Genomic DNA, 16,729 nt, shown 5'->3' on the forward strand with positions numbered 1-16,729 from the left:
TTTTTTGAACTTATGAGTTGATTAGCAGAAGAAATGGCACTTTGTAAATTTTTCAGATTTTTTGTGTTGTTTTTACTATTTTTTCACCCTAATTTTTTAGGAATTGCACATAATGTAAGGTACGGTGTTAAGTATACTAAACTTGGCAATGGGTTGGATGTTTATGTTGTACCTTACAGTAATCAAGTATCAGCTGTTTTTCATGCTATGATATATAGAGTTGGTGGAATGGATGACCCGATAGGTAAAACAGGATTAGCTCATTATCTTGAGCGCTTAGTATTTGAAATTTCAGAGAAATTTAAAAATATAGAATCCATTATGAATAATATTGGAGCAAGATTTAATGCATTTACTACTAGAGAATATACTTGTTATTACGAGTTAGTATCAAAAGAGGATTTACCATTAGTAATGGAAATTGAAGCGGATAGAATGAAAAGTTTGAATGTTTATCAAGGCAAAATAGATAAAGAGAAAAGTATAATATTAGAAGAGAGAAGGATGATGATTGATAATAATCCCAATAATTTATTGTTAGAAGAAATGAATAGTGTATTTTATCGTGCTGGTTATGGTAGACCTATTATTGGTTGGGAGGATGACATTAAAACTTATAATATTGATGATATAATAAAGTTTTATAATGATTATTATAATCCAGGAAATTCAATATTGCTAGTTATTGGTGATGTTGATTTTAACGAGATAGCAAAGTTAGCATCAGAAAAATATGGGAAAATTAAATTTACACCACCTAAAATTAGGTATTATCCAAATCATGATTTAGCATATAATGCGAGTTTATTATTAACTTTAGAGAGTTCTAAAGTGAAGGAACCAGTTTTATATTTTCGTTATCGTGTTCCTTTATTTAAGAATATAGATGAAATTTATGCTGTTAATTTAGCAGTTGAGGTATTGGGAGTTGGTAAATTTAGTAGATTATATAAGAGTTTGATTTTAGATAAAAATATTGCAGCATCAGTATTTGCTTATTATAATAATTTAACTTTTAGTGATGGTTACGTTGATATTGAGGTAATTCCAAAAATTGGGGTAGAATTAAGTGTTATTGAAAGAGAGTTAGATGGTGTTATTAGTAATTTTCTTTTAAGAGGAGTGACAGATAATGAGCTACAAAATGCAAAATCTAGATATAAAGAAGTACAACTTGGTAAGTTGTCTGATTTAACAAGTATAGCAATGTTTTATATACCACGTTTGGCACTTGGTATGCAGCTTGATGAAATAGATATTTTATGTAGCAAAATTGATTTTATTGATTTAAAAGAAGTAAATAATAAAATTCGTGTTGTTTTTTCTACTACTAAATTAGTTGGTCGATTACTCTCTAAAAGAGAGTATGGAGAATAGGTAAATTTGTATTGTAGTTTTTGTTAATTTAATTATGAACAGGTATTAGGGTATGTAGAAAAAGAAGGTTTTATAGAAAATGTTAAGGTTTTGTTATTAAAAAGTTGTATTCATTAAAGGTTTTTTAGTCATCATTTAAAGATATTGGTTATTATTGTATATAGAGGGCGAAGAGTAACCGGCTTAGTTGTTCATTTATGAAGTTTTTTTTAGAAGAATGAATAGGTACGAAGGTGTGTTTTCACTGTAGTAGTTAAAGAGAGGATTAGTTTAGATTTTATCGTTGATGAGAGGATGTCTATAAGTTTTCTAGATATTTTTCATTTATAGAGTCTAGATGAAGGCTTCATTATTATCTTAAATATTTTCAGTGTAAATGAATGGGACGTTTTGAAAAAGTAAAATTACTTAGTAAAGTTTCATTGTTTGGAGAAATGTATTCTAAAATATTAGTTTGAGATATTAAGGAGGATTTTACACTATATAAAATGTAGTTAATTAATTTATGATTTATCCCTTAAATAAGGGATTACTATTAGTGAGGAACAGCCTTTGTTAAAGGTTTATTTATAAGTATATGTCTCCTATTATAAAAGTTGAAGATATGTTGGGAGTTAAAGTGATATACTTTTATATAAATGGTTTATGATTTCAGTGGTATGAATTTTGTTGTTGCAACTTTTTATCATTTTGTAGAACTTTTAAAGTTTTATGATGTTTTTGTGAAAATAAGAGATAAGATGAAAGTTATGTCTGATAATTTTGGATTAAGAGGTACTATTCTCCTTGCAAAAGAGGGTATTAATGCAACTATATCAGGTAAAAGAGATATAATTAATGAAGTATTCGATTTTTTGCGTTTTGAATGTGGATTAGAGTTACCTATATGGAAAGAAAGTATAGCGGAGCATCAACCATTTAATAAAATGAAAGTTAAGTTAAAAAGAGAAATTGTAAATTTTGGCATAGGTAATTTAAATATCTCTCTTAGGGGTGAGTATATTGATCCAGAGCATTGGGATGATTTTATTCTTCAACCTAACGTTTTAGTTATAGATGTTAGAAATGAATATGAAGTAAAACTAGGTAAGTTTAAAAATGCGATTAATCCGCATATTCAATATTTTCGTGAGTTTCCTAGATGGGTAGAATTTTTTACTAAGAATAAGGATATGAAGTTGGCTATGTATTGTACTGGTGGGATAAGATGTGAAAAATCTACAGCATATATGAGGAGTTTAGGATTTAATAATGTATATCAACTCAGAGGTGGTATACTTTCTTATTTTGAGAAGACTTGTAACAAAAATAACAATTGGGAGGGTGAATGTTTTGTTTTTGATAATAGAATTGCTGTTGATAATTTTCTTGTTCCTAGCAGGAGGATAAAATGTATATTTTGTTCAAGTCAAATTTTAAAAATTGATGAGTTGAAATCAGTTTCACGTGGTAAGGTAGTTTGTTCATCTTGTAGGGTTAACATGTTAGCGAGTTGAGATATAATTTGATATATTTTATTATAATTATGTGATTAAAGTCGATTTTGACTTGATTATATTTTAGTTTGAGAAGTTAATGTGGGTTTGAATTTTAATCAGTAGAAATTTCATTTTGATGAGATTTTAGTAGTTTTAATTTTATACTAAGTCTTAAAAAGAAATTGGGCTTTCTTGTTATTTTGCTATAGAATTTATCTATTAGTTTCTTTTATTTTGTAAAATTTAGATTTCTTGTTACTAAAAAGTAGATAGTGATTTTATTTTAGTATTAAAGATATGTATTAACAATTAGATTATTTATAATTTTTGAAATAAAAAAATTTTTCCTACTTTATAGGACTTTATATAAGTTTTCTTTTAAAAGAATAAAAATATTACGGGAGTAATAATTAAATAATTATTTGTTTTATACTTTATTAATTATTTTAAGTGTGTTTAGCTCATATTTTATAGAACAATTATTTTTGATTTTAATAAAAATTAACTTTGATATTTATATTGAGATGTAGTGTTTTAGAGTTATATCTTCCTATAGATTAGATGAATTGAAATCAAATTTATGTTAGATCAAAGTTTCTTTATTTTTCGAGATTTTAAGTTTAGGAGGTTATTAATTTAAATTAATTAGAAAAGAGAGGTTAACTCTTTATAAGAATTTTTAAAAGTTTTATATTATAAAGAATTAAAAATGATTTTTATTAAAAATAAATGTTAATAGTTTTACTTTAAAAGTTATCTAATTAGTGATTAAATGGATTTTTTCTAAAAAAAGCTAATTTTAATTAGAAGAATAAATTTGAAAAGAAAAAGTGTATTCTAAATTTTTAGATAGATAAGAAATGTTATTAGATTTTAGTTTATATAGATTATTTTATATTTATTTTAATGTTTAAAATTTATTAAATATTTTGTTAAAATTGTGTTGTGAATTGATGTAATATGAACTAATCATTTAATGTTGATTTGCTTTTCCTCTATTAAATACCTTTAAGTACTAGAGGTTTAATATTGCAAGAGATATAATAAGTTTGAGGGGATTTTCATATTTTTATTTATTTTATGGTGTTATTAGAGAATAGTAAAGAAATTTGTGAAATTTTGGTAGAATCGTGGGTTTTGTACTAAATTAAATTGAGAACAGGAGAATTTTTATTTATTTTAGATAAAAGTTAAAATAAAATAATAAAAGAGTAGAAAGAAATAAAGTTTTATAAGATATATTCACTCCCCATTTATTCATAATAATAAATGGGGAGTGAATTTAGGTAGTTAGTGATTTTATTAGTTTTGGTAGTTAGTTTTTTTATTTTATTCCAGTGTGTATTGCTACTATTCCATAACTCATATTACGAAATTTAACATTTTTAAATCCTACTTCTTCGATTTCAATTTTAAATTCAGATTGAGTTGGAAATTCTCTTATACTTTTTACCAAGTATTCGTAGGGATTTTTGTCTTTAGTAATTATACTTCCAATTTTAGGGATTATTTTAAATGAATATATATCGTAAAATTTGGTAAAAATTTTGTTTTGATAGTGCATAGGTGCAAATTCTAAACAAACGAATTGTCCGTTTGGTTTTAATACTCTGTAAGCTTCACTTAGAGCCTTTTTACGGTTTAAAATATTTCGAATACCAAAAGCTATTGTACAAAAATTAAATTTACAATCTTCAAGTGGTAAGTTTTCTGCGTTTGCACATATAAAATTAAAATTAAGTTGATTTGCATTTATAGATTTGTCACGACCCTTATTTAGCATATTTTGATTTATATCACATATTGTGATTTGAGCGCTCGGTTCTCTTTTAGCTATTCTTATTGCTATATCTCCTGTTCCTCCTGCGATATCTAAGATTTTAGAATTTTCTATAAGATGAAGACTGTTTACCATATCATTTTTCCATAATCTATGCATTCCTAAGCTTATTATATCATTCATGATATCATATTGATTTACTACAGCGTTGAATATATTCATAACTAGTTGTAATTTATTATTTATCATATTTATGCGTGTACTACACTATTTATTTTAATGGATTGCTTCTATAGTTGCATTTTATATTTTTATATATATTAATATATAACTAATAAAGAAAATTATATTATAATAAAGTTTTAAGCTCAGTAAGTCTGTTAAGTGGCAATACAAAATATTATTTCTTTTATTATGATATTATCTGTAGCGACCGCTGATATGGCAACTGATTTATATTCAGTTGCATTACCAAATATTGCTCATTATTTTGAAGTAGAGGGTTATATAGTGCAGCTTACGATTAGTTTGAATCTAATTGGACTTGCGGTATCTGGGTTGATCTATGGTCCATTATCTGATTATTACGGTAGGCGTCCAATTATGCTAATTGGTATGATAATTTTTACTTTAGCTAGTATTGCTTGTTATATAGCTGATGATATTGTTATTCTAGTAATTGTTCGTTTTATACAAGGAATAGGAGCCGGTGTAGCAAGTGTAATTGGATATGCAGCAATAAGAGATATGTATTCAGGTAGTGAATATTCAAGGGTGATTTCAAGGTTAAATATGGTAGTAGCGCTTTCACCTGGAGTAGCTCCAGTGATAGGCAGTTATGTAATTTCCAATGGATATAGTTGGAAATTTTTGTTTTTTATTATGTCAGTTGTAGCAATTATTATTCTTATTTTTATTTATTTTAAATTACAAGAAACACTTACCTTAAATAATAAGAGTGAAATAGATATAATTGACGTAATATTTAACATTCCAAAACAATATATTTTAATTTTAAGGAATTATCGTTTTCTTGGATTTGCAATTATTCATGGATTAACTTTTATGTGGCTTTGGGCATATATTGCTAATTATCCTTTTATATTTGAGTCTATGGGTGTTGAAGTACAGTATTTTGGTTATCTAATATCAGTTATAGTTATATTTTATATCATAGGAACTATTATTAATAGGAGGTATGTGCTAAAACTAGGTGTTAATAGAATGTTGATGATAGGCTTGTTATTACCAATAGTACCTGAGAGTTTATTAGTATATTTTTACTTTATCGACAAATTAAATATTCTTGTTCTTCAAGCTGTTTGGATTCCAAGTAATATAGGTCTTGCACTTGTGATAAGTAATAATGTAACTTCTGCGTTAGAAACAATTGAGGGCATAGGACTTGGTAGTGCAATTCTTTCATTTTTCAATATGATATTTGGAGCCATTGGAGTATATATAATAGGAAAATTTTTTTCTTATGGTATTTTACCAAATTTATTACTAACAATAGTATGTTCTATATTTGCAGTTTTTATATATTGCAAGATTAATGAGAGAGGAGGAGATTTAAGAAAAAAGATATAGAAGAGTTGTTTAGTATGTATGGTGGTCGTAATTTAATCTTCTTTATCCTACCCCCTCAAAGGAGGGAGTATTTATTTAGTTAGAATAGTAATTAAGGGTTGGTTATTTTTGTGAAATTTATTTCAATTAATGAAAAGAGTCTCGTATAATGTGAAAGTGTAGTTTATAAGAGATTTTACATGTATTATAAGAGATCTAGTCAGGGGATCAATTTTTTGCATATAAGTTTTACTACGTAGTTTGCACTAATATTAAAATGTCTGTAGAGCTCTTTACAAGGAGCGGATTTTCCAAAGCTTTTCATACCAATAAATATACCATTTAAGCCTATATATTTATGCCAGCCTATTTCGCTCCCAGCTTCAATCGCAACTTTGATGCTATTGTTATTTAATATTGTTTTTTTATATTTATCATTTTGTTCATCAAAAAGTTCCCAGCACGGCATGGAAATGACTCTTGTTCCTATGCCTTTTTTATGTAATTTTTTTCTTGCTTCAATTGCAATTTGAACTTCAGATCCGGTTGCAAATATTGTCACTTCCAGATTTTTTAAATATTCACATAGAATGTATGCACCAAATTTTGATAAATTATCAAATTGATAAGTGTTAGAATGAAATTTGCGCATATAATTTACATTTTGTTTTGAGAGTGCAAATAACACAGGTGATTTTTTTTTCTTTAACGCGATATTAATACATTCTAATGTTTCGATTGCATCTGCAGGTCTAAAAACATATAAATTCGGTATGGCTCGAAGAGAGGCTAGATGTTCTATTGGTTGGTGAGTAGGACCATCTTCTCCTACCCCAATTGAATCATGAGTCATTATATACATAATTTGTTGTTTCATTAATGCTGAGAGACGTATAGCAGGACGACAATAATCGGAAAATGTTAAAAATGTGCCACAATAAGGAAATATTCCACCATGAAGAGCCATACCGTTCATACAAGCAGCCATAGCATGTTCTCTCACTCCATAGTGTATATAAGAACCGCTATAATTATTACTGTTTATTATTTTCATGTGCTTATATCTAGTACAATTTGACTGAGTAAGATCGGCAGATCCACCAATTAGTTCAGGCATAGACTTAGTTATAAGTTCCATTATCTTACCAAAAGAAGATCGAGTAGCTTCGTTAAGCATTGTTTCATGTATTTGTTTTTTAAAATTAGTTAAATTATTTTCGATGTTATTTGGTAAATGCTTGTTAAGCCTTCTCTGTAGCTCTTTATTTATTAATGGTGTATAGTATTGTTTTGCTCTTTTAATTGTTTTTATCCATGCGTTTTTTACATTTTCTGGTATATGAAATGATTCATAATTCCAGTTTAATTTTTTTTTCATTTCTTTTATATCCTGTTCAGTAGGAATAGTACTATGAGCAGAAGATGTATTAGCATAATTTGAAAATTTTCCTATGATTGTCTTACAACAGATGAGTGATGGCTTGTCAGATTTTTGAGCTTGTTTTATTGCGAGAGATATGGAATTGAAATTATGGCCGTCAATTTTATTAACATTCCACCCATAAGCTGAAAAACGTTTTTCTATATCATCAGAACAAGATAAGTTGATAGTGCCGTCTATAGAAATGTTATTATCATCAAAAAGGGCTATTAATTTATTTAGTTTAAGATGTCCAGCAAAAGATGCTGCTTCATGGCTTATTCCCTCCATAAGACATCCATCTCCAAGTATTACATAGGTATAATGATCAATTTTAAATTTTTTTTTGAGAATTGCTTCAGCAAGTGCCATACCAATTGAAATAGCAAATCCTTGTCCAAGTGGACCTGTTGTTGCTTCTATGCCTGGAGTTAAACCAAATTCTGGATGACCTGGAGTTTTAGATCTGAGTTGTCTAAAATTTTTTAATTCATCTATACTAATGTAGCCTGTTAGATATAATATTGAATACAATAATATTGAACCGTGACCGTTTGATAAAATAAAACGGTCTCTATTGAACCATTTTGGATCATCTGGATTGTGATTTATGTATTTAGCAAATAAAACAGTCGCGACATCCGCCATACCAAGTGGCATACCTAGATGTCCAGATTTTGCTTTTTGTATTGCATCAACTGATAAAAAACGGACAGCGTTTGCCATAGATTCTAGTGGTAGATGATTCATATCACTCATTGTTATAAAGTTATAAAATTTAAGAGAAGTATATATAAAAAAATAAATTTGTAAAAACTAGTTGACATTTAATATTAAAGTTCAAATAACTAGGATTAGATGATGAGAGGTTTATGACAACTATTGTAAATAGGAAATATAGAATCAGCCGTAGACTTGGTGTAAATTTGTGGGGCAGGGCAAAGGATCCAGTAAATAAGAGAAAATATCCTCCGGGTCAGCATGGTATTCTTGGATTTAAGAGGTCGTCTACTTTTGGTAAGCAGTTTGCCGCGCACAAGAAGTTTAAATTTTATTATGCGATTTCAAGTAAACAACTTAGGCGTGTATTTTTAGATGCTTATAATAAAAAGGGTTATATAGTTGATAATTTTATTGGTATTTTGGAATCAAGGCTGAGTTCTGTTTTATATCATTCTGGTCTTGTACCGACGATTTATTCGGCAAAACAGCTCATATCTCACCAACATGTTATGGTTAATAATAAGATTATTAATATATCAAGTTATCGGGTAAGGCCTGGTGATATAGTGAAAATAAGAGAGAGAGCGTTAAAAATTCCAGTGGTAGTAGAAGCTGTCAAGAAACAAGAGCGCAAGATTCCAGATTATTTAGAAATAAATATTAAGGAGTGTTCTGTAAAATTTTTAAGAGTGCCTCAGTATTCTGAAGTTCATTATTCATCGGATATGGGAATTAATTTAGTAGTAGAGTTTTATTCTAGGTGAGGTATGTACGTAGATAAAGGGCCCGTGTGGCGGAATTCGGTAGACGCAGCGGACTTAAAATTCGTGGGTTTTTATAGACCTTGGGAGTTCAAATCTCCCCATGGGCACCAGAGTTTTATGAGGTAAAGTAATGAAGTGGCTTGATATAAAAAATATTGTGGAGTCGCTAGAAGAAAAATTTCCGTATGATGATGTAGTTAATATTAGATTTACTGATCTTAAGAAGAAGGTTCTTTATTTAGAAGGATTTAATGATGATGAGAAACGTTGTAATGAAAAAATACTTGAAGCTATTCAGATGGCTTGGATTGAGGAGAGATCTTAATGACGGCCTGTATTTTTATGTGAATTTACATGGTGTTTTGGGTTAGTACACTTTTCGTAATCTTTTGTACGAAAAACGTTTAAAATTTTGTTTTTATTTGGAGTGTTATATATATAGAATCTGAGATTTTATATAGTGGTTGAGTAAGTTTTATTGCGTATTTTTCTTTTTTTATTAATTGTTTTTCGTTTTGTAAATTTTAAGGTAATTTTCGTTTGTTTCTTACCTATGAATAGATATAAGAAATATTTAATTCATAGTAAATGTATTATAATATATCTTTAGATTTTATTTATCATGTTATTTGTGATTAAAATTATGATGATAAGGTTAACTCAAATATAGTAATTATTAATTTTTTATAAACAATAAACAAATAGTGTAAGGAACAGTTTCATGTAGAGATTTATTATTACCAAATTTTGTACGGGAGTGATGAGATTTGAACTCACGACCTCATGCGTGACAGGCATGCGCTCTAACCTACTGAGCTACACCCCCCTTACATTTCTTTTTATTTTGTTTTGTTCAGGCTAATAAAAGTATTTTTTTTTGTCAACGTTTTTATTTGCACTTTATTATCTTATATATTACTATGTAGACGATTTGGTTTTTGTCAATGTAAAGTAGAGATTGTTTGTTAATGCAGTAAATACTGTTGAAATTTTCATATCATAGAAATGAACTATTAAGGGAGGGAAAGAAAGAGAGTATGGTGAATTTACCTGGAGTCACTATAGGTGATCTAGCTGGATCTGGTGTACATTTTGGTCACAAAGTTAATCGTTGGAATGCAAAAATGGCTCCATATATATATGGAGTACATCAAGAAAGCCGTATACATATAATTGATTTGCGAAAAACGTTACCATTATTACGGGTTGCAATGAAAGCTTTATATAATGTTTCTTCTCAAGGTGGTCGTATATTGTTTATTGGTACAAAATTTCAAGCTTTAGATATCATTGCAAATGAGGCAGCTCGTTGTGGTCAATACTACGTAAATTATCGATGGCTTGGTGGCATGCTTACCAATTGGGAGACTGTTTCTTCTTCAATAAAAACATTAATTCAATACGAAAAAGTGTTAGATAATGAAAATAGTGTTTTGACAAAAAAAGAATTAGGAAGTATTGAAAAAAAAAGGCAAAAACTCGACAAGGTATTAGGCGGTATTAGAGAAATGGGTGCAGTTCCAGATATCTTATTTATTATTGATACTAATAAAGAACATATTGCAGTTAAAGAGGCAAGAAAATTAGAGATTCCAATAGTTGCGGTGCTCGATACTAATTCTAATCCAGACGGTATTACTTATCCTATACCAGGGAATGATGATTCAAGAAAATCAATAGAACTTTATTGTAAGTTAGCTGCAGATTTTATATTGGCAGGGATAGAGTCTAGTTTAATGAGATCTGGGGTTAAGGTTGGTAATGGTATAAGAAGTGATAAATTTATTTATGAAAAGGAAAATAGTACTACACAAATTAAAGTACTGAATAATAAGATGACTAAAGAAAGCGAGAATGAGGTTATTAAAGTAAAATGATAGCGATAATTAATCAGAACGATATAAGAGAATTACGTAAAAGAACAGGACTAGGTTTAGGTGATTGTAAGAAAACTTTAGAAGAATGTGATGGTGATATTGAAAGAGCTATTGATAAGTTACGTGTAGTAGGTTTCGCTGAAGCGGCTAATAAAAGGTTTAATAGTAAGAAGGTAAATGGGTTGATTGCTATGCATTTAACTGAAAATCGTGGCGTGTTGATTGAACTTAATTGTGAAACTGATTTTGTTGCAAGAAATGAGAAGTTTATGGAATTAGTTTCAAACTTAGTATTAATTGCTTCTCAAGAAAGTTGTTCCAGTATTGATGAATTAAAAAATGTTAAATATTACAATAATGATAATAGTACCATCACGGTACAAGAGGTTATTATAAATAGTATATCTGTGTTTGGTGAAAAATTGGAATTGAGCAGGCTTTGTTATTTAGAAGTTCAAAATGGTATTGTTGCTGGTTATGTGCATGGTGGCTTATGTGGTTTTGGTCGAATTGGAGCTTTAGTCGCATTGCGATCATCTTGTAATAAATTAAAGTTGCAAGAAATTGGAAAGCAAATAGCTATGCATATAGTTGCCATGAAACCGGAAGCTCTTTCTATAGATGGTTTAGATCATGTGAAGTTAAATAGCGAGAGATCTATGATTGAGAAATATGTAAAAAGTTTAAATAAATCTGAGGAAGTAGAAGATAAAATAATAAGTGATCGATTAGCTAAATATTATGAAGAAGTTGTTTTATTAGAACAGAAGTTTATTATGGATGATAAAAAAAAGGTTTCTGATTTTATCAGATCAAAGGAGTTGGATGTTAATTCAACTATTAAACTATCTGATTATAAGTTACTTATTTTAGGCAATAGAGAAGATTAGGATATTCGAGATGACTGCCTTAATAAACGGAGTGAAGTATCATAGGGTTTTGTTTAAAATTTCTGGTGATGTTATAATGGGAGCGCAGTCTTGTAGCTATGATATAAAAGCTATAGATCGGTTGTGTAAAGATATAGCTGATGTTCACAGTCTTGGGATTCAGATATGTATTGTTATTGGTGGAGGTAATATCTTTCGTGGTGCATCCTCTTTCTTTTTGAGAAATTGTGATAGAACAAGTAGTGATTATATTGGGATGCTTGCAACTATAATTAATGCTTTAATTTTACAGAATTTTTTGGAGAAAAATTTAGTAGATTGTAGGGTATTATCTGCGATACCAGTAGCAGCTACTATATGTGAGCCTTATGTTAAAAGAAAAGCTGTTTATCATTTAGAAAAAGGTAGAGTTGTAATTTTTGCATCAGGTATAGGTAATCCATTTTTTACTACAGATACTGCTGCAGCTTTACGTGCTGTTGAAACAAATTGTGACGTCATTTTGAAAGGTACACAAGTAAATGGTATATATTCAGCTGATCCAAAAAAGAATGGAGATGCTGTAATGTATGATAAACTCTCTTATATGGACTTATTGACTCGTGATTTGAAGGTTATGGATGCATCGGCTATTTCGCTTGCACGTGAAAATTCTGTTCCAATTGTAGTCTTTTCTTTAAAAGAAGAAAAAATAGTTAATATTATTAAAGGTTGTGGTGTTTGTACTATAGTCTCAGATTTCGAGTGATAGGTAATTTGTGTTAAATAAAATAAGAATTAAAACAGAGGAAAAAATGCTGAAGACTGTTCAGTGTTTTAGTAATGATATTAGAGGTATACACTCTGGTAGAGCTAGTACATCATTACTTGATAGTATAGTTGTTAATATTTATGGAAGGTGTCAAAGATTAAATCAGATTGCTAGTATCTCGGTTTTAAATAATAAAACGCTATTAATCAAGGTCTGGGATAGCGTCATTGTAGGTGAAGTAAAAAATGCTATATTGAACGCTAATATAAATTTAAGTCCTATTATTGAAAATAATAATGTTATACGTGTAATGCTTCCAAATTTAACACAGGAAGCTCGTAAAAAATTAGTAAAATTACTATATCAATTTGCTGAAAATACGAGGATTGCAATTAGAAATATACGTAGAGATGCTATAGAGACAATAGAAAAAATACAAGAAAATAAAGAAATCTCAAAAGATGATCTTCATAGTATTAAAAAGAAAATACAAAATATCACTGATGATAATATCAGAAAGATTAATAAGGAGCTCTCTTTTAAGGAGAAAGATATATTAAATTGTTGAATGATAAATGAATTAAATATTGAATTTTTGCCAAAACATTTGGCAATCATTATGGATGGTAATGGTCGATGGGCAAATAATCAAGGAAAAGTAAAAATTGATGGTTATAAAAAAGGTGGTGAGGTTGCGCAGAATATTACTAGTTATTGTGTAGCCCTAGCTATACCGTATTTAACTTTGTATGCATTTTCTATGGAGAATTGGCTTAGATCTAAAGAAGAAATTAATCATTTGTTTGATTTGTTTTATTCGGTTTTAATTGACGAAGATAAAATTAATTTCATTTGTGATCAAAATATTAAATTGAGTTTTATTGGTAATTTAAATTTACTACCAAGTAAAATGTTTGATCAACTTAGAAAAGTAGAAGAAATTACCTACAAGAATGATGGTTTATTGCTTACTATAGCAATTAGTTATGGAGCAAGGCAAGAAATTATAAATGCTGTAGGTAATATTATAAAAGAAAATATTACCTGTATATCAGAAAACGAATTTGAAAAATTTTTGTATACTAAAGATTTACCGAAATTGGATTTATTAATTCGTACTGGTGGCGAAAAAAGGTTAAGTAATTTTTTATTATGGCAAGCAGCTTATGCTGAATTATATTTTTGTGATACTTTATGGCCTGATTTTTCTTGTTATGATTTGAGTAAGGCATTAGAGGATTATATTAGGAGAGAAAAAAGATATGGTAGATAGAGATTTTCTAGTGAGAGTATTATTTTCAATGATAATATTGCTTATATTCTTTTTTGCTATATATTTTAGTGATTTAACATTTTACATGTTAATTTTTTCGATAGCAGTTTTATCTTCTTTTGAATGGTATGATTTAACTCGGGGAAAGAGAACATTATATATTTTTGCGTTATTATTAATTGCATTGCCAAATGCTTCGTTGATATATTTATATAATCTTTCACGGGGAAAATATATATTAATATGGTTTATTTTAACTATTTGGAGTATTGATGTAACTGCTTATCTTTTTGGTAAAAGTTTTGGTGGATATAAGATCTGTCCGGTTGTTAGTTATGGAAAGACTTGGTCCGGATTTCTTGGTGCAATTTTAGCGGGAATAATGTCCACAATTTGTGGATCAATATTTTTGGGCTTGTTTTCTGCATTTTATTCTCCAATGATTGGATTTATAATTGCTATTTTAGCTCAACTTGGTGATTTTACTGAATCATTTATTAAAAGGGCTTGTAATGTAAAAGATAGCGGGAATATTATACCAGGTCATGGAGGGGTACTTGATCGTATGGATAGTTTTATTTTTACTGCTCCTCTTGTTACTATTTGTTATTTATATTGAGTTAATTCTTAGAGAGAAATAAGTTATGTTTATAGTCTTTTTGTTCGTTAACTGATTTTAAAATACGGGTTGTAGTGAATTTTTTATTCATTGTTTTGTTACAGTAAGGACAAGATATTTTGTTTTTTTCTCTATACATGTAAATTAATGGATGATAAGAGGTACTATCATTTTCGTCACCTCGACAATAAACTATTAAATTATTATTTTCTTCTAATTTTAACATTATAATTTTTATATATTTGATATGATAATATCAAATATATAAAGTTTAATAAAATTAAAATATCATTTTATTCTTATTATAAATCTAATAAACTCTGGTTATAGATGTTTTTATAATAAAGTTTATAATCAAATTTGAACTGCTGTAGTTCTTTTGTAGAAGAAGGGAGGTGGTTTAAATATAAAAATTTTTACTAAAATTCTAGTTATAGTTCTTATAGTTTGCGTAATACAATTTACATTGATTTTTGATTTATTGTTGAGATGTTAATACATACTCGCCAATATCTGTTTGTTATAAGATAATATTAGAATTTATTAATTCGCGTTAATTAGTAGAGTTATATTATTAGTTATTATTGTTGATGTGTATAAAATTGATAGAGCTCAATATTATTGATAAGTTTTTTCGTTATATTATTAAATTTTTAATTTATAAAAAATTATATTTTTAAGTTTTTGATAGACACAGTAATGTTTTTATTTAAAAATAAGGGGTATGCATATAGTTGGCCTGATAGCTCAGTTGGTAGAGCAAAGGACTGAAAATCCTTGTGTCGCTGGTTCGATTCCTGCTCAGGCCATATGTTTTCATTTAATGAATAAAATCTATATTATAATTTATAGGTGATGTATGTGTGTGAAGGATTTCTATAAATTAAATTGATTTTGCTGTTATAAATATGATGATGTTTAATATATTGCTATGTATAACATTATTATTTAGTAGTATTTCTTGTGCATATACTTGTGAAGATTCGTATTCAGTGACTAATGATATAATTGTTGGTCTATTAAAAGTAGAGGAAAAATATTTATATGAGGTTAATTTATTTCGGAATATTTGTGAGATGTTTGACAATTTAAAAATTAAGATTGTGTTAATTGATTATATTAAAATAATTGATTTTAAGAAGATTAAGGCAGAGATAATTAATCTCATAGGGTTGGATGGAATCTTTATAAAGAAGATAGTTTTAGATAAAGTGAAAGTTGAAATTGTGAATTTTATTAAAGAGTCTAAAATAAATAGAATATTTATTCTAGGAAATTACTGTAATTCATATTATTATAAATCCTTTCCTTCTATTTATTATCAGCTCATTATTGAAGCGATTATAAAGATAATAGATGATAATCCTGCAATCCATTTGCTATGTGTGTGTGGAGCTTTACAAGCTGTTGTAAGAGCAAAGGGAATTGAGATAGTAAATATGTCTTCTTTTATAAGTGATGAAAGGATATTAAAATCTGCTTCCAAGATGGCATGTCTAAAACAAGAAAACATTTTTTTTCAAAAAGTGAAAGTTGTTCCAAATAGTCATTTAGCGAAAGTATTAGTTAAATTTTTGCCATTTGATGAAAATGGATGGTTTTCAATGTATGTTCCAAATATTATTTACTCAGAAATTTTAAGTAATACGTTAGAAAATAGAAAAAGATTAGAGTCACTTGGATATAAAATTGTAGCGTTTTCTAACGATGGAGTAGCTGAGGTTATTGAAGACAGGTATGGTAATATTTATTTTCAAAATTGTCCAGAAATTTTTATTTTAAATTTAAATGAAAATTATTGTTTGTCAAATTATAAAACTTGTCAAATTTCAACACTAATTGCTATGGCAATTATTAATGATTTTCTTTATCGAGCTTAATTAACTACTTATATTAAAAAGCCAACTCCTTAGTTAGAGGAATTTTTGTTTTGAGTAAAATAAATTTTATTTGTTTATTTTGTACATATCTAAATAGGTGGCGTATAATAAGGGAGAAATATGTGAAATAGAGTGGTATAGTAGTAGCATTTGTTTATTTATTTTTTTATTCATATCAAGTTTTCTCTTGTAGTAGTAGATAAAATAAAAGTGTTTTATTAATTGAAATTAGTAAAAATTTCTAATAATTCTATAAAAGGATTATTTTTGAATGTCGAAAATTTATATTGTGATTTCGTTGTATTAATTAGTTTAATTAAAAAGTGGC

At 28.0% G+C, this 16,729-nt stretch carries 15 protein-coding genes and 3 tRNA genes; 14 read left to right on the plus strand and 4 right to left on the minus strand.

Annotated elements, in window-relative coordinates; genetic code table 11:
• The first annotated feature begins 33 nt into the window (after window positions 1-33).
• Window positions 34-1,377: an insulinase family protein gene (locus LJI21_00445; protein WFW29783.1), complete on the plus strand. Its 1,344-nt coding sequence runs from the start codon at window positions 34-36 to the stop codon at window positions 1,375-1,377.
• 659 nt (window positions 1,378-2,036) lie between these two features.
• On the plus strand, window positions 2,037-2,873 hold the full coding sequence (locus tag LJI21_00450) for a hypothetical protein (protein WFW29992.1): 837 nt from the start codon (window positions 2,037-2,039) through the stop codon (window positions 2,871-2,873).
• A gap of 1,306 nt (window positions 2,874-4,179) precedes the next feature.
• Here the strand turns inward: LJI21_00450 and ubiE are convergent.
• A complete protein-coding gene (ubiE, locus tag LJI21_00455; protein WFW29784.1) occupies window positions 4,180-4,884 on the minus strand; it encodes a bifunctional demethylmenaquinone methyltransferase/2-methoxy-6-polyprenyl-1,4-benzoquinol methylase UbiE in 705 nt (234 codons plus the stop codon).
• Between the two features lie 165 nt (window positions 4,885-5,049).
• Between ubiE and LJI21_00460 the strand changes: the two genes are divergently transcribed.
• Window positions 5,050-6,225 (plus strand): multidrug effflux MFS transporter, encoded by a 1,176-nt coding sequence (locus tag LJI21_00460; GenBank protein WFW29993.1) that lies wholly within the window; start codon window positions 5,050-5,052, stop codon window positions 6,223-6,225.
• 199 nt (window positions 6,226-6,424) lie between these two features.
• Here LJI21_00460 and tkt read toward each other — a convergent pair whose 3' ends face one another.
• A complete protein-coding gene (gene tkt, locus LJI21_00465) occupies window positions 6,425-8,374 on the minus strand; it encodes a transketolase (protein WFW29994.1) in 1,950 nt (649 codons plus the stop codon).
• 122 nt (window positions 8,375-8,496) lie between these two features.
• Here tkt and rpsD point away from each other — a divergent pair, with 122 nt between their 5' ends.
• The 3 genes from rpsD to iscX all read left to right on the plus strand — a co-directional run bounded on the left by rpsD (window position 8,497) and on the right by iscX (window position 9,436).
• Entirely contained in the window at window positions 8,497-9,111 is a 615-nt protein-coding gene (rpsD, locus tag LJI21_00470) for a 30S ribosomal protein S4 (protein WFW29785.1), read from the plus strand.
• 20 nt (window positions 9,112-9,131) lie between these two features.
• Window positions 9,132-9,221 (plus strand) — tRNA-Leu (locus tag LJI21_00475).
• 20 nt (window positions 9,222-9,241) lie between these two features.
• Window positions 9,242-9,436: a Fe-S cluster assembly protein IscX gene (gene iscX, locus LJI21_00480; GenBank protein WFW29786.1), complete on the plus strand. Its 195-nt coding sequence runs from the start codon at window positions 9,242-9,244 to the stop codon at window positions 9,434-9,436.
• Between the two features lie 427 nt (window positions 9,437-9,863).
• Here iscX and LJI21_00485 read toward each other — a convergent pair.
• Window positions 9,864-9,937: transfer RNA gene (locus LJI21_00485), tRNA-Asp, on the minus strand.
• Between the two features lie 211 nt (window positions 9,938-10,148).
• On the opposite strand from LJI21_00485, the gene rpsB reads away from it, so the two are divergent.
• The 6 genes from rpsB to LJI21_00515 are packed head-to-tail and all read left to right on the plus strand — an operon-like array spanning window position 10,149 to window position 14,521.
• Window positions 10,149-10,988 (plus strand): 30S ribosomal protein S2, encoded by an 840-nt coding sequence (rpsB, locus tag LJI21_00490; protein ID WFW29787.1) that lies wholly within the window; start codon window positions 10,149-10,151, stop codon window positions 10,986-10,988.
• Window positions 10,985-11,878: a translation elongation factor Ts gene (tsf, locus tag LJI21_00495; GenBank protein ID WFW29788.1), complete on the plus strand. Its 894-nt coding sequence runs from the start codon at window positions 10,985-10,987 to the stop codon at window positions 11,876-11,878. Before rpsB ends, tsf begins: the two co-directional genes overlap by 4 nt.
• Window positions 11,879-11,888: 10 nt before the next feature.
• On the plus strand, window positions 11,889-12,626 hold the full coding sequence (gene pyrH, locus LJI21_00500; GenBank protein ID WFW29789.1) for a UMP kinase: 738 nt from the start codon (window positions 11,889-11,891) through the stop codon (window positions 12,624-12,626).
• A 10-nt stretch (window positions 12,627-12,636) separates the two neighbouring features.
• Window positions 12,637-13,197 (plus strand): ribosome recycling factor, encoded by a 561-nt coding sequence (frr, locus tag LJI21_00505; protein WFW29790.1) that lies wholly within the window; start codon window positions 12,637-12,639, stop codon window positions 13,195-13,197.
• On the plus strand, window positions 13,198-13,902 hold the full coding sequence (gene uppS, locus LJI21_00510) for a di-trans,poly-cis-decaprenylcistransferase (GenBank protein WFW29791.1): 705 nt from the start codon (window positions 13,198-13,200) through the stop codon (window positions 13,900-13,902). It abuts the gene before it with no gap.
• Entirely contained in the window at window positions 13,892-14,521 is a 630-nt protein-coding gene (locus LJI21_00515; GenBank protein WFW29792.1) for a phosphatidate cytidylyltransferase, read from the plus strand. The genes uppS and LJI21_00515 overlap by 11 nt, the downstream gene beginning before the upstream one ends.
• 1 nt (window position 14,522) lies before the next feature.
• Here LJI21_00515 and LJI21_00520 read toward each other — a convergent pair whose 3' ends face one another.
• Window positions 14,523-14,747 (minus strand): zinc-finger domain-containing protein, encoded by a 225-nt coding sequence (locus tag LJI21_00520; protein ID WFW29793.1) that lies wholly within the window; start codon window positions 14,745-14,747, stop codon window positions 14,523-14,525.
• 510 nt (window positions 14,748-15,257) lie between these two features.
• On the opposite strand from LJI21_00520, the gene LJI21_00525 reads away from it, so the two are divergent.
• Both LJI21_00525 and LJI21_00530 read left to right on the plus strand, forming a co-directional pair.
• Window positions 15,258-15,330: transfer RNA gene (locus LJI21_00525), tRNA-Phe, on the plus strand.
• Between the two features lie 105 nt (window positions 15,331-15,435).
• Window positions 15,436-16,401, plus strand: coding sequence for a glutamine amidotransferase (locus LJI21_00530; GenBank protein WFW29794.1), 966 nt, complete (start codon window positions 15,436-15,438; stop codon window positions 16,399-16,401).
• Window positions 16,402-16,729 lie beyond the last annotated feature (328 nt).

The organism is Wolbachia endosymbiont of Menacanthus eurysternus, from assembly GCA_029715105.1.
Lineage (GTDB): Bacteria > Pseudomonadota > Alphaproteobacteria > Rickettsiales > Anaplasmataceae > Wolbachia.

Coding starts and splice junctions, on each gene's coding strand:
- LJI21_00445 (WFW29783.1), top strand. CDS start 34: ATGGCACTTTGTAAATTTTTCAGATTTTTTGTGTTGTTTTTACTATTT.
- LJI21_00450 (WFW29992.1), top strand. CDS start 2,037: ATGAATTTTGTTGTTGCAACTTTTTATCATTTTGTAGAACTTTTAAAG.
- ubiE (WFW29784.1), bottom strand. CDS start 4,884: ATGATAAATAATAAATTACAACTAGTTATGAATATATTCAACGCTGTA.
- LJI21_00460 (WFW29993.1), top strand. CDS start 5,050: ATGATATTATCTGTAGCGACCGCTGATATGGCAACTGATTTATATTCA.
- tkt (WFW29994.1), bottom strand. CDS start 8,374: ATGAATCATCTACCACTAGAATCTATGGCAAACGCTGTCCGTTTTTTA.
- rpsD (WFW29785.1), top strand. CDS start 8,497: ATGACAACTATTGTAAATAGGAAATATAGAATCAGCCGTAGACTTGGT.
- iscX (WFW29786.1), top strand. CDS start 9,242: ATGAAGTGGCTTGATATAAAAAATATTGTGGAGTCGCTAGAAGAAAAA.
- rpsB (WFW29787.1), top strand. CDS start 10,149: ATGGTGAATTTACCTGGAGTCACTATAGGTGATCTAGCTGGATCTGGT.
- tsf (WFW29788.1), top strand. CDS start 10,985: ATGATAGCGATAATTAATCAGAACGATATAAGAGAATTACGTAAAAGA.
- pyrH (WFW29789.1), top strand. CDS start 11,889: ATGACTGCCTTAATAAACGGAGTGAAGTATCATAGGGTTTTGTTTAAA.
- uppS (WFW29791.1), top strand. CDS start 13,198: ATGATAAATGAATTAAATATTGAATTTTTGCCAAAACATTTGGCAATC.
- LJI21_00515 (WFW29792.1), top strand. CDS start 13,892: ATGGTAGATAGAGATTTTCTAGTGAGAGTATTATTTTCAATGATAATA.
- LJI21_00520 (WFW29793.1), bottom strand. CDS start 14,747: ATGTTAAAATTAGAAGAAAATAATAATTTAATAGTTTATTGTCGAGGT.
- LJI21_00530 (WFW29794.1), top strand. CDS start 15,436: ATGTTTAATATATTGCTATGTATAACATTATTATTTAGTAGTATTTCT.